The sequence below is a fragment of the Novosphingobium sp. RL4 genome, assembly GCF_035658495.1.
GTDB lineage: Bacteria > Pseudomonadota > Alphaproteobacteria > Sphingomonadales > Sphingomonadaceae > Novosphingobium.
Genome location: NZ_CP141944.1, coordinates 2,646,059 through 2,658,575, shown reverse-complemented (window position 1 = coordinate 2,658,575; position 12,517 = coordinate 2,646,059). Strand labels below are relative to the sequence as shown.

Below are 12,517 nucleotides of genomic sequence, written 5' to 3'. Positions count from 1 at the left end.
AAGATTAGTTCAGGTTGCGTCGTTCGTCCAGAATTTGCTTTCCGGTGCAAGTGTTTCAAAATGCACCGATCGGCCCTGCCGGTTTTCGGGTCAGTCGGCTCCGGAAAGCACTCTGGCGAAGGCCTGGGCGTCGGTATTGCCGCCCGAGAGCACGATGGCAGTACGCTCCGCCGAAGGAGTTCTGCCGGCCAGAACCGCCGCCAGCGCCGCGGCGCCGCCGGGTTCGATAACGAGGCGCAGCTTCGCGAAGGCGAGGCGCTGCGCCGCGCGGATTTCGGCGGGGGTGACGACGAGGCCGAACGGGCAGCGCGCCCGAAGGATCTCGAAGTTGATCGGCCAGGTTCCGGGCGTCTGCAGTGCATCGCAGGGCGTGGGCGGGGCATCGGCGCCGACGCGGCAGATCGTTCCGGTTTCGAGGCTGCGGCACACGTCGTCCCAACCTTCGGGCTCGACGGGGATCACTGCCGCATCCGGCAGGGCGAGTGCGAGCCCGGCGGTCAGGCCGCCGCCGCCGCAGGGTGCCACTACCTGATCCGGCGCCGCGAGGCCGCGTTCGGCCATTTGCGCGGCGATCTCGATCCCGGTGCTGCCCTGGCCTTCGATGATCCAGGGATCGCCATAGGCGTGGACGAGCGTAGCGCCCCGGGCGGCGCACAGGCGGGCCGCCACTTCGTCACGGTCCTCGCCGCCGGGGCGGTCGTAGAGCACGACCTCGGCGCCCAGAGCGCGGGTGTTGGCAAGTTTCACTTCCGGCGCGTCGACCGGCATGACGATGGTGGCTTCGATGCCCAGCCTGCGTGCGGCCCAGGCGACCCCCTGCGCATGATTGCCGCTGGAAACGCCGACGACTCCGCGCGCGCGTTCCTCTTCGGTCAGGGCGGTCAGACGGTGCCAGGCGCCGCGAATCTTGAATGCGCCGACGGGCTGCAGGCTTTCGGCCTTGCACCAGATCGTGCGGCCATCGACGTCGAGCGGCAGAAGCGGCGTTCTTGGCAGGATTTCCGAGATCTTGCGGGCAGCCATGGCAACGCCTTGGCCGGTCGGACGGTGAAGAAGGGCCTGAGTCATGCGCCCGGCCATAGCGTCAGCAGATGAGGCGCACCATCTGGTAATAGCCCAGGCCCCCGCGCTTCACCTCAACCCGCAGGCCCAGTTCTCCGGCGATCCGCGCGGCGACCATCGGCAGGTCCAGCCGGGGGCTGACGTGGAACTTCGTCAGCCACGCGCGCAGGGCTCCGCGCAGAGGGGCGGGCAGGCCGGAAAGGTCGCCGAAGTCGACGGCATGGAGCACGCCGCCGGGTGCCAGCGCATGTGCCGCCTGTCGCAGCGCGGCCTCCCATCCGGGGATCATCGAGAGCGTGTAGGACAGGATGATCCGGTCGAAGCCGGTGCGGCCGAACAGGTCACGCGGCTCGAATCGTGTGGCGTCGCCGAGCGCCAGTTGCACGTCGGGGCCCAGCCGCGCGCGGGCGGATTTCAGCATCTCGCCGGAAATGTCGAAGCCGTGGCAGGCAGCGCCGGGCCAGGCACGGGCGACCCGTTCCAGATTGCGGCCGGTGCCGCAGCCTGCTTCGAGCACGCTCATGCCGGGTTCCGCGCCCAGTTCGCGGATCAGCCGGTCCCGGCCGAACAGGTAGTATTTCCGGGTGAGGTCATAGATGTGGCGCTGGCCCCGATAGACCTTGTCCATCAGCGCGGCATGGTCCTGCGAGGTGGCGCTTCCCGTCATCGCGGATGCCTCAGCGCAGGACGTAGAGGTGGACGCCGCCATAGATGGAGGAGCGATCCCCCCGCGTGGCCGCTCGGGATTCCTCTTCGCGGTAGTCCCAGCGGGAAAGGATCGCTTCCGGCACGCGGCCCGGCAGCAGGGTGGGCTCGGCGGCAGTGCGGAACAGCACGCGCGAACCGGCGCGCGCGGTGCGGGTGATCTCGCTCCAGAGCTCGGTAAGCTGCGCGTCGCTCATCCAGTCCTGCGCATCGAGCAGGATGTAGCGGTCGAGCGAGGCTTCGGCGCTTTCTTTCAGAACCTGCGTGAAGTTCGCATGGCGCAAGGTGAGGCGGCCAAGCCGCTCGCGCACCAAGGGAACATTGGCTTCCTGAAGATAGGGCGGCAGCGGGGCCTTGGGCTCGCGTCCGTAGCCGCGCCCGAAAGCCTGCCAGGCGAAGTAGTTGTCGTTGAGGGGGAAGTGGCAGGCCAGCTTCTCCAGCCGTGCGCGCAGCACATCGGCCATGCGGTTGCCGCCTGCCAGCGCGTCGTACTGGGCAGGCGGAATGCCGAGGCCGAAAAGCGAGGCGGGCTGGTCGGTCAGCCAGCGAACCAGCTTGCGCTCGAAGATCGGCGCCAGCCGTTCGTCGAACACGCGGCGCTGTTCCTCCAGCGTCTCGGCGCCGAGGATTTCGCTGGGGTCGATCTTGTAGAGCTTGGCGAGGACATGTGCCGCACCGATGAAGTGGCCGAGCAGGCCCTGCTTGTAGATACCGCGCGCAAAGCCGCGGATGCGGCGGCGGCCCACCAGATCCCGGCCTTCCCAGTACCGGCGGGTGGCTTCGTCGAGGTGCGGGGCAAGGCGGTCCCGATATGTCGCGACATTGCCGGGATGATCGGCCTCGGCAATGAAGCGGCGCAAGTCCGCATAGTCGGTCAGCTTGCGGATCGCGGCGATCTTGAGGCGGCCAAGAGCGATATGCGCGGTGTTGAGATCGACGCTGGTGATCGCGGCGGGATCGGCGGTCAGGTAGGACAGGGCGTTGCAGCTGCCGCTGGAGATGGTGATGATCCGGCTCTCCGGCCCGATCTGCAGCGCTTCCATATCGGCAACCGGATCTTCCCAGATCTGCGCGTAGACGAGGCCCTTGAACGCGAGCGCGAAAGCCTTGTCGAGCAGGCGGGCGGCACGGTTCGATTCGGGACGGACGACGGCCTTGCCGATGAGGTCGGACGCAGGCCTCGCGTGAGGGTGCTGGGCAGGAGGCATCGGAAATTCCTTGGCCGCGAGGGAAAGGTGTTCGCTCGCCGCATTGCCCCCGCCGGGTGACCGCGCGATGACGGGACGATGGCGGATTGTGACAGTTTTCGTTGGGTGCGCTCGTCACATCCGGGACGGGCGTGGGCCGGTGCCGCACAAAACGGCCGGATGGCCGTCTTGCCCAACCGACAGGTCGGACAAACGAATCAACGAAACTCGAAGAGTTGAGTTGTCACACAGGGCCTCTATATGCGGCTGTTCGCGAGCATCGCGTTAAGGAGACAAATTGGTGAGCAAGGTTCTGGTGATCGGCGCAGGCGGCGTCGGTTCGGTCGCGGTCCACAAGATGGCGATGAATCCCGACATCTTCTCGGACATCCACCTCGCCAGCCGCACGGTTTCCAAGTGCGAGGCGATTGCCGAATCGGTGAAGGAGCGCACCGGCGTCTCGATCAGCACTTATGCGATCGACGCCGATGACGTGGCGGCAACCAGCGAGCTGATCCGCTCGATCGGGCCGAAGCTCGTCGTCAATCTCGCGCTGCCCTATCAGGATCTCGCGATCATGGACGCGTGCCTGGCAACCGGCGTGAACTACATGGACACAGCGAACTACGAGCCCAAGGACGTGGCCAAGTTCGAATACCACTGGCAGTGGGCCTATCAGGAGCGCTTCAAGGAAGCGGGCCTGACCGCGCTGCTCGGCTCGGGCTTCGATCCGGGCGTCACCTCGGTCTTCGCCATGTGGCTGAAGAAGCACAAGCTCAAGACCATCCGCACGCTCGACATTCTCGACTGCAACGGCGGCGATCATGGCCAGGCCTTCGCGACCAACTTCAACCCGGAAATCAACATCCGCGAAGTGACCGCGCCGGCCCGCCACTGGGAAAACGGCCAGTTCGTCGAAACCCCGGCGATGGGCGTGAAGCAGAGCTTCGACTTCGAGGCCGTCGGCCCGAAGAACATGTACATGATGTACCACGAGGAACTCGAAAGCCTTGCGAAGTTCATCCCCGAGATGGAGCGCGCGCGCTTCTGGATGACCTTCGGCGACGAGTACATCAAGCACCTCACCGTGCTGCAGAACGTCGGCATGACCCGCATCGACCCGGTGATCTACAACGGCGTGGAAATCATTCCGCTCCAGTTCCTCAAGGCCGTGCTGCCCGAGCCCAGCTCGCTCGGTTCGACCACCAAGGGCAAGACCAACATCGGCGATATCGCGACCGGCGAAGCGCTTGACGGTTCGGGCGAGAAGACGTTCTACATCAAGAACATCTGCGACCACGAAGATGCCTATGCCGAAACCGGCAACCAGGCCGTCAGCTACACCACCGGCGTTCCGGCGATGATCGGCGCCGCCATGCTGGTGACCGGCAAGTGGAGCGGTGCGGGCGTGTTCAACATGGAGCAGTTCGATCCCGACCCCTACATGGACATGCTCAACCAGCATGGCCTGCCCTGGACGGTCGAGGAACTCGACGGACCTCTGGCCTTCTGATGACGATGCTGCGGACCGTTCTCGTCGCTGCGGCCGGCGCTCTCGCGCTGGCCGGTTGCGTGCCGCAGGGCGGTCCGCAGCAGCCCGCTCAACCTGCCGGAAACGGCGAGGCCGGGCCGGGCTATTCCCGTGACATGAGCGCTGCCGACCGCACGGCCTGCGAAGGTTCGGGCGGCAGCGTGCAGCGCCGGGGACGGCTGGGCATGGAACAGTGTGTCCACGCCTTTGCCGATGCCGGGAAGCAGTGCACCGATTCCTCGCAGTGCCAGGGCAAGTGCATCGGCAGTGCCGGCGCCGCTTCTGCCGATGCCTCGGCCAGCGGCACCTGCCAGGCGGACGATCGGCTGTTCGGCTGCCATGCGGAGATCAAGGGCGGCAAGGCCGTCAATGCGATCTGCATCGACTGAGCGGGTTCGTGAACTGGACCTTCGTTGCCCCCGTGGCCATGCTCGCGGGATCCAATCTGTTCATGAACACGGCGTGGTACCTGCATCTCAAGATGCCCGGCAAGGCGCTGTGGCTGGCGATTGCCATGAGCTGGGGCATCGCATTCTTCGAATATTGCCTTGCCGTGCCGGCCAACCGGATTGGCAGCCAGGTCTACTCTCTGGGGCAGCTCAAGGTGCTTCAGGAGGCGATGTCGCTCACGGCCTTCGTGCTGGTGGCATGGCTGCTGTTCGGGCAGAAGCCGGGACTCAACGAGATCGTCGGTTTCGCTCTGGTCGGCGCAGGGGCATGGTTCATCTTCAAGGGTCCGTTTGCCTGAGGCATCCTTGAAGCTGGCGGCCGCGAAGGCCATCTGGTTGGAAATTTGGCTCAGCCGATGATGTGCGAGCCCACCGAAAAGGATTGAACCGAACATGGAAACCCGCGCCGGCGATCCGGGAGCCTTCGCTCACTTCGATCTGTCGCGAGTCGACAGTCCCAGTTTCGTGGTGGATGCCGCCAAGCTGCGCGAGAACCTGCGCGTGCTGGCCGACATCGGCGAGCGTTCGGGCGCCAAGGTGCTCTCCGCGCTCAAGGCCTTCTCGATGTGGTCCACCGCGCCGATCGTCGGCGAATACCTCGACGGCGTATGCACTTCGGGCCTGTGGGAAGCGCGGCTTGCCTCGGAATTCTACGACGGCGAGATCGCGACCTATTGCGCGGCCTACAAGGAGGAGGATCTCGACGAGATCCTGCGCCTGTCGGATCATGTGATCTTCAATTCGCCGATGCAGATCGAGCGTTTCTGGGCGCAGATCGAGAACGCCCGCGCGCGGGGCGAGGACTTCGACATCGGCCTGCGCGTCAATCCGATGCATGCCGAAGGCGAGGTTCCGCGCTACGACCCTTGCGCGCCGCACTCGCGCCTTGGCTTCCCGATCAACCAGCTCACCGAAGAGCATGTCGAGATGATCGACGGCATCCATATGCACACCTTGTGCGAGCAGGACTTCGAGCCGCTGCGCCGTACCTGGGACAAGGCGTTCGATTACCTCGAACCGTTCTTCGGCCAGTTCAAGTGGATCAACCTCGGGGGTGGCCACCACATCACCCGGTCCGACTATCAGCGCGACGAACTGGTGGAATTCCTGATCGATCTTCAGGAAGATACCGGCGCCGAGGTCTATATCGAGCCCGGCGAAGCCGTCGCGCTCGATGCCGGCATTCTCGTGGGAACCGTGCTTGACATCGGCCATAACGGCATGCCGGTGGCGGTGGTGGACGTTTCCGCCACCTGCCACATGCCCGACGTGATCGAGGCGCCCTATCGCCCGGCCATGCTGGGTGAGCGGGCGGAGAGCGAAGGCGAGCCGGTGCGTCTTGGCGGGCCGTCGTGCCTCGCGGGGGATGTGATCGGAGACTATGTCCTGCCGGTCGAGGCGGAACCGGGCGTGCGCTTCGCTTTCCTCGACCAGGCGCATTACTCGATGGTCAAGACCACCACTTTCAACGGGGTGCCGCTGCCCTCGATCTGGCTGTGGGATTCCGAAACCGACCTGCTCGAATGCACCCGCCGCTTCGATTACGAGGATTTCCGCGGCCGTCTGAGCTGAGCGCAGGCAGGCCAACTCTTCATTGCGAAAGGAGCGGTCCCGCCTTGGGTGGCCGCTCCTTTCCTTTGTTCCCGCTCTGCCGAATCCATGAAAAACGGCTCGATCCGTCCCGCGATTGCCCCGTTCGGGCTCCGATAGATCGACTCGAGAGAACCGAACCCGTGCCGTTTGCATTGTAACCGTGAAACGCGCCTTTCGGGCATTCCGTTCGCGACGGAAGTCCGGGGTGATGATTTTCAGGTAAATGTCTGTAACAAGACAATAAAATGAAACTGAGAGGCGGCATGGATCTTCGCGCTATCCCCTTATGTGACGTTTCCGTGAAAGGGGACTTTTTTCACTTGCGATTCAGCTTGGGAGCCCTATATCCCGCCCCTCGCTGCCCCATGGGGACTTCCAAACCGCAAGGCAGCTCTTGTTGTTAACAATTCCGTTTGGGGGTCCCTTGAGTTGCTCGAATTTCTTGACGCACCGGCTGTAGCGCGCGCTCTCGCGCCCGACGAACCCGTTATCCTGAACCGCCCGCACGCTGCTGCGCGCGCGGCCCGTTTCTTCGCCACGAAGTTTCCGGGCAAGTCGCTCTATGCGGTGAAGGCCAACCCGTCCCCCGATCTCATCAAGATTCTCTGGGCGAACGGCATCACGCATTACGACGTCGCATCGATCGGCGAAGTTCGCATGACCCGCGCGGCCCTGCCGGACGCGACCCTGTGCTTCATGCACCCGGTCAAGACCGCCAGCGCCATCCGCGAAGCCTATTTCGAACATGGCGTGCGGACCTTCAGCCTCGACACGATCGAGGAAGTCGAGAAGATCCTCGAAGCGACCACTGACGCCGACGGCAATCGCGCCGCCGACCTGCGTCTTTGCGTGCGCCTGCGCGTCTCTTCCGAATATTCGGAACTGAGCCTGGCCTCGAAGTTCGGCATCGATCTGGCTGATGCCGGCGAACTGCTTCAGGCCACCCGTCAGGTTGCCGACTGGCTGGGCGTATGCTTCCACGTCGGTTCGCAAGCGATGACGCCCTTCGCCTATGTCCAGGCGCTGGAGCGTGCGCGTGCGGCAATCGCCGACGCCGGTGTCGTTATCGACATGATCGACGTCGGTGGCGGGTTCCCCTCGGTCTATCCGGGCATGGAGCCGCCGCCGCTGGAAGACTATTTCCAGGTGATCCACCGTCACTTCGAAGCCCTGCCGATCGCCTACAACGCGGAACTGTGGTGCGAACCCGGCCGTGCGCTTTCGGCCGAGTACAGCTCGATGATCGTCAAGGTCGAGAAGCGTCGCGGTGACGAACTCTACATCAACGAGGGTGCCTATGGCGCGCTCTACGATGCGGCGCACGTTGCCTGGCGCTTCCCCGTGAAGTGCATCTCGCGCGAGACCGCCGTTGGCGGCGAGCGTTCGGAGGACCTCCAGGAATTCGCGTTCTACGGTCCGACCTGCGACGATGCCGACTTCATGGAAGGCCCGTTCATGCTCCCGGCCGATATCAAGGCGGGTGACTGGATCGAAGTGGGCATGCTCGGCGCCTACGGCGCGGCCATGCGCACGGCGTTCAACGGCTTCGGCACCGGCGAGGTGCTCGTTGCCACGGACGAGCCGATGGCGAGCCTCTACACCGGCGAGCGCAAGGACCCGCGCGTGTCGGACAACGTGGTTTCGCTGCGCTGAACCGAGCGGAAAGTTGGCAAAAAGGCCCGCCGGAACCATGTTCCGGCGGGCCTTTTTTCTTGTCCGCCCGCAGGCTCAGGCCTGGACGAACAGGTCCTTGTAGACGCGCGGCTGGCTGCGCAGGAACTGCGGCGCCGCCTTGACCTTCGCGCCGAGCGCGGCGGCTGCGTGCCAGGGCCAGCGGGGATCGTAGAGCACGGTGCGGGCAAGGCCGATCATGTCCGCCTCCCCGGTGGCGACGATGGCCTCGGCCTGCTCGGGCTCGGTGATGAGCCCCACGGCGATCACCGGCATCGAGACCGCTTCCCTGACCTTGCGCGCGAGCGGAACCTGGTAGTTCGGGCCAACGGGGATCTTCTGTCCGGCGTCGAGGCCGCCGCTGGAGACGTGATAGGCCGCGCAGCCGCGTGCCTCCAGCGCCTTGGCGAAAGCGATGCTCTGTTCGACGTCCCAGCCGCCTTCCACCCAGTCGGTACCGGAGACGCGCATCGTCACCGGCTTGTCGGCAGGGAATGCGGCGCGCACGGCGTCGTAGACCTCCAGCGGGAAGCGCATGCGGTTCTCCAGGCTGCCGCCATATTCGTCCTCGCGCCTGTTCGAGAGCGGCGAGAGGAACTGGTGGAGCAGGTAGCCGTGGGCGCCGTGGATCTGGATCGCATCGATGCCGAGCCGGTCGGCACGGCGGGCGGCATCGGCGAAGGCTTCGCGGATGCGGTCGAGACCGGCCTTGTCGAGCGCCTCGGGCGGGTTCTCATGGCCGAGGAAGGGAAGGTCGGAGGCCGATACCGTCTGCCAGCCGTTTTCGGCGTCAGGAGCGATCTGGGCGCCGCCGTCCCAGGGCTTGGCGGTGCTGGCCTTGCGACCGGCATGGGCAAGCTGGATAGCGATCGGCATGTCGGACCAGCGACGCACGCTTGCGAGGACCGTGCCCATCGCCTCCTCGGTGGCATCGTCCCACAGGCCGACATCGGCATAGGAGATGCGGCCCTCGGGGCTGACGGCGGTGGCCTCGATCGTGAGGATGCCGGCGCCGGACTGGGCGAGGTTGCCGAGATGGATCGTGTGCCAGTCGGTCATCCGGCCGTCCTCGGCGGAATACTGGCACATCGGTGCGATGACGATGCGGTTGTCGAGAGTGAGGTTGCCGATGGTGATCGGCTCGAACAGCTTGGCCATGAAAGTCCTTCTGGTCACGTCGTCGCGGGGGGAGGGCGCCGGGAGAAGGGCGCGCGGGAGCGACCGGGCGAACGTGGGGTCGCGCGGGAAAATGAAAAGGGCCCCGCCGCTTTAACGGGGAGCCCATTTCGAAAGAAAATATTGCAACCGCGAAAGCGCGCGGCGCCGTTCAGGCGGCGAGGCGCATTTCCATGCGTTCCCAGATCTCCACGAGAGCCTCGGTGAGGTTCCGCATCATCTCTTCGGTATGGGCCGGGCCGGGCGTGAAGCGCAGGCGTTCGGTGCCGCGCGGCACGGTCGGGAAATTGATCGGCTGCACATAGGCGCCGTATTCGGCGAGCAGGATGTCGCTGATCTTCTTGGCCTTCACCGGATCGCCGACCATCAGGGGCACGATGTGGGTCGTGGAGTCCATGACCGGCAGGCCCGCGTCGCGGAACATCTGCTTCATCATGGAGGCCGAGCGCTGCTGACCCTCACGCTCGGCGCTGGAGCTCTTGAGGTGCTTCACCGAGGCGAGCACGCCCGCCACCAGCACCGGCGAAAGCGAGGTGGTGAAGATGAAGCCCGGCGCATAGGAGCGGATGCAGTCGATGATCTTCTGGTCGGCGGCGATATAGCCGCCCATCACGCCGAAAGCCTTGCCCAGCGTGCCTTCGATGATGTCGATGCGGTGGGCCGCCTCGTCACGATCGGTGATGCCGCCGCCGCGCGGGCCGTACATGCCCACGGCGTGGACTTCGTCGATGTAGGTGAGGGCGTTGTACTTTTCGGCGAGGTCGCAGATCGCGTGGATCGGCGCGACGTCTCCGTCCATCGAATAGACCGACTCGAAGGCGACCAGCTTGGGCAGCGCGGGATCGGTGGCGGCCAGCAGTTCCTCGAGGTGTTCGAGGTCGTTGTGGCGCCAGACCCGCTTTTCGCAGCCCGAATTGCGGATGCCGGCGATCATCGAGGCGTGGTTGAGCTCGTCCGAGAAGATCACGCAGCCCGGCAGGAGCTTGGCGAGCGTGGAGAGCGTCGCATCGTTCGAGACATAGCCCGACGTGAACAGCAGCGCGCCTTCCTTGCCGTGCAGGTCGGCAAGTTCGCTTTCGAGTTCAATGTGATAGTGGGTATTGCCGCCGATGTTGCGCGTGCCGCCGGAGCCGGCGCCGACATCGTGCAGCGCTTCTTCCATGGCCTCGATCACCTTGGGGTGCTGGCCCATCGCAAGATAGTCGTTCGAGCACCAGACGGTGATGGGCTTCGGGCCGTTGTGGCCGGCGAAGCATCGTGCGTTCGGGTAAGCGCCCTTGTTGCGCAGGATGTCGATGAAGACACGGTAGCGACCTTCCGAATGGAGCCGCTCGATTGCCTGATCGAAGATGTGTTCGTAGTTCACCTAGGCTCTATCCTGCGTTCGCCTTGAAAGGGCTTTTACCCGTTGATGCGGGCAAATACATGATCGTTCCGGACATGACCAGTCGCTTGTCCTGCTCACCGTGATCGATCTTTCGTGAAACCTCTGAGCGCGCCGGGGACCGGGCCGGGATCGTGGCCGGGAACGATGAACATCGCGGGAGCGGCATGCTTGAGCGCGTTTATGGTCTTGAGCCAGGACACGATCCGCACCCGTTCGTCCACGTCGCCGACGGTGGAGAAGGTGCGCGCAGGCGGCCGGGCGTCCACCCAGTTCTCGTTGATCGTGGCGACGTCTCCGGTGAACAGGTACTCGCGCCCGTTTTCGAGGCGGGCGTAGACCATCATCGCGCGGTTCGGCAGCCCCTTGAGCGGGATGGCCACCACGCCGTGCGCCACGGCGTGCGGCTCGCCGTCGGAAAAGTCGGGCAAGGGGCGGGCGCCGGGCGATACCAGCGCGCGGTTGCCGCGGTGGAGCAGGTGGTCGAGCAGGACGAGCCGGAGGCCGGCCGCTTCCACATGCCGGTCGATCCGGGCCTGGGCGGCGGTGTCATAGTCCTGGAGGTGGCGTTCCTCGGCCCCTGCGGGCGTGGTGCCCGCGTCGATCATGATAGGCCCGGAATCCGGCACCGTCAGTTCGAAGGCGCGAACCGAAAGGCGGATCGGCCGCAGGCCGCCACCGGCGGCGATCTGGTTGTGAAGTACCGAGCGATAGCCGATCAGTTCCTCGTGCAGATGGGTCGGGCTGTCTCCGGGGATCTCATCGGCCAACTGGCGCAGTTTCCCGATGGTCAGCGGCAGCGGCTTGGCGCCGGGTGCGCTGGCATCGAACTGGAACCAGTAAAGCGGCACCCCGACGAGCAGAAGCACGACGAGCAGAAACAGATTCAATCGCGGCGTCAAAACCTTCCGCCCCCCAGCAGACCGTAGCGTGCCAGCGCTTCGCCGTACGCTCCGGGAAATTCCCCTGGCCCGGTGAATAGCGCGCGGTCGGGTTCCTGGCGAGCGTATTCCTGGCCTTGCGTGAGACGCTCGATCTGCCGGGCGATTCCTTCCGCGCCATGAACGAAGCGCACCTGCGGCCCGAAGGCTTCGGCGAGTTCCTCTTCCAGCAGGGGAAAATGCGTGCAGGCCAGGACGAGCGTGTCGATGTCGGCGCCGCCGGGCATGGCGCGAAGGGCTTCCGCGGCCCGCAGGATGGCGGTGCGGTCAACCGGCTCGCCGCGCAGCTTCGCTTCGGCCGCTTCGACCAGGCCGGGGCCGCCGTAGCGCAGCAATTGCTTGTCGGCGGCGAACTCTTCCTCGAGCCGGTCCACATAGGCCTGGCGCACGGTGGCCTTCGTTCCCAGCAGGCCGATCACGCCGGTCCGCGTCATGGCGGCGGCGGGCTTGATCGCCGGAACCGTGCCGACGATGGGCACTTCGAGAACCTCGCGCACCATGCCGAGAGCGATCGTCGAGGCGGTGTTGCAGGCGATGCAGACGAGGCGCGGGGCGAACCGCTCGGTCATGCGGCCCAGCAGCCCGGCAACCCGCGCGGTGATCTGCGCCTCGGTCTTGGTGCCGTAGGGAAGGCCTGCCATGTCGGCGGCGTAGATCACGGGCGCCTGAGGCAGGATCTTGCGCAGCTCTCCGAGCACGGTGAGCCCGCCCACGCCCGAATCGAACAGCAGGATCGGCGCGCCGGGTGGGGGGCCGGCGTCAGCCATTGCGGGAAGGCGGCGCGGAGCGCGACGCACTGGTATGTTCGGAAGACATCG

General features: G+C 65.4%; 12 protein-coding genes. 5 read left to right on the top strand and 7 right to left on the bottom strand.

The window, feature by feature from the left end; translation table 11 throughout:
• Positions 1-90: 90 nt before the first annotated feature.
• From U9J33_RS12980 to U9J33_RS12970, 3 genes are read right to left on the bottom strand one after another with little or no spacing between them, the layout of a single operon-like run.
• Positions 91-1,068, bottom strand: a complete 978-nt coding sequence (locus U9J33_RS12980; protein WP_324695831.1) for a threonine ammonia-lyase — start codon at positions 1,066-1,068, stop codon at positions 91-93.
• Positions 1,069-1,084: 16 nt separating this feature from the next.
• Positions 1,085-1,729 carry a class I SAM-dependent methyltransferase gene (locus tag U9J33_RS12975; protein ID WP_324695829.1) on the bottom strand — a complete coding sequence of 215 codons (645 nt, stop codon included), beginning with the start codon at positions 1,727-1,729 and terminating at the stop codon, positions 1,085-1,087.
• A gap of 10 nt (positions 1,730-1,739) precedes the next feature.
• Positions 1,740-2,975 carry a BtaA family protein gene (locus U9J33_RS12970; RefSeq protein ID WP_324695827.1) on the bottom strand — a complete coding sequence of 412 codons (1,236 nt, stop codon included), beginning with the start codon at positions 2,973-2,975 and terminating at the stop codon, positions 1,740-1,742.
• 280 nt (positions 2,976-3,255) lie between these two features.
• Here U9J33_RS12970 and U9J33_RS12965 point away from each other — a divergent pair, with 280 nt between their 5' ends.
• The 5 genes from U9J33_RS12965 (at position 3,256) to U9J33_RS12945 (ending at position 8,180) form a co-directional block, all read left to right on the top strand.
• The gene (locus tag U9J33_RS12965) at positions 3,256-4,467 is read left to right on the top strand and encodes a saccharopine dehydrogenase family protein (RefSeq protein ID WP_185997111.1); all 1,212 of its coding nucleotides are present in this window, start codon (positions 3,256-3,258) and stop codon (positions 4,465-4,467) included.
• A complete protein-coding gene (locus U9J33_RS12960; protein ID WP_054440839.1) occupies positions 4,467-4,874 on the top strand; it encodes a hypothetical protein in 408 nt (135 codons plus the stop codon). The genes U9J33_RS12965 and U9J33_RS12960 overlap by 1 nt, the downstream gene beginning before the upstream one ends.
• Positions 4,875-4,882: 8 nt before the next feature.
• Positions 4,883-5,233, top strand: coding sequence for a DMT family protein (locus U9J33_RS12955; protein ID WP_054440842.1), 351 nt, complete (start codon positions 4,883-4,885; stop codon positions 5,231-5,233).
• A 94-nt stretch (positions 5,234-5,327) separates the two neighbouring features.
• Positions 5,328-6,506, top strand: coding sequence for a carboxynorspermidine decarboxylase (locus tag U9J33_RS12950; RefSeq protein WP_185997112.1), 1,179 nt, complete (start codon positions 5,328-5,330; stop codon positions 6,504-6,506).
• A 450-nt stretch (positions 6,507-6,956) separates the two neighbouring features.
• Positions 6,957-8,180 carry a type III PLP-dependent enzyme gene (locus tag U9J33_RS12945; protein WP_185997113.1) on the top strand — a complete coding sequence of 408 codons (1,224 nt, stop codon included), beginning with the start codon at positions 6,957-6,959 and terminating at the stop codon, positions 8,178-8,180.
• 75 nt (positions 8,181-8,255) lie between these two features.
• On the opposite strand, the gene U9J33_RS12940 is transcribed toward U9J33_RS12945, so the two are convergent.
• The 4 genes from U9J33_RS12940 to murI form a co-directional block, all read right to left on the bottom strand.
• Positions 8,256-9,356 (bottom strand): NADH:flavin oxidoreductase/NADH oxidase, encoded by a 1,101-nt coding sequence (locus U9J33_RS12940; RefSeq protein ID WP_324695822.1) that lies wholly within the window; start codon positions 9,354-9,356, stop codon positions 8,256-8,258.
• A 169-nt stretch (positions 9,357-9,525) separates the two neighbouring features.
• Positions 9,526-10,740: a 5-aminolevulinate synthase gene (gene hemA, locus U9J33_RS12935; protein ID WP_054440846.1), complete on the bottom strand. Its 1,215-nt coding sequence runs from the start codon at positions 10,738-10,740 to the stop codon at positions 9,526-9,528.
• Between the two features lie 95 nt (positions 10,741-10,835).
• A complete protein-coding gene (locus tag U9J33_RS12930; protein WP_324695820.1) occupies positions 10,836-11,648 on the bottom strand; it encodes a hypothetical protein in 813 nt (270 codons plus the stop codon).
• A gap of 8 nt (positions 11,649-11,656) precedes the next feature.
• Entirely contained in the window at positions 11,657-12,466 is an 810-nt protein-coding gene (murI, locus tag U9J33_RS12925) for a glutamate racemase (protein ID WP_054440849.1), read from the bottom strand.
• Positions 12,467-12,517 lie beyond the last annotated feature (51 nt).

Coding starts and splice junctions, on each gene's coding strand:
- U9J33_RS12980 (WP_324695831.1), bottom strand. CDS start 1,068: ATGACTCAGGCCCTTCTTCACCGTCCGACCGGCCAAGGCGTTGCCATG.
- U9J33_RS12950 (WP_185997112.1), top strand. CDS start 5,328: ATGGAAACCCGCGCCGGCGATCCGGGAGCCTTCGCTCACTTCGATCTG.
- U9J33_RS12975 (WP_324695829.1), bottom strand. CDS start 1,729: ATGACGGGAAGCGCCACCTCGCAGGACCATGCCGCGCTGATGGACAAG.
- U9J33_RS12960 (WP_054440839.1), top strand. CDS start 4,467: ATGACGATGCTGCGGACCGTTCTCGTCGCTGCGGCCGGCGCTCTCGCG.
- murI (WP_054440849.1), bottom strand. CDS start 12,466: ATGGCTGACGCCGGCCCCCCACCCGGCGCGCCGATCCTGCTGTTCGAT.
- U9J33_RS12940 (WP_324695822.1), bottom strand. CDS start 9,356: ATGGCCAAGCTGTTCGAGCCGATCACCATCGGCAACCTCACTCTCGAC.
- U9J33_RS12970 (WP_324695827.1), bottom strand. CDS start 2,975: ATGCCTCCTGCCCAGCACCCTCACGCGAGGCCTGCGTCCGACCTCATC.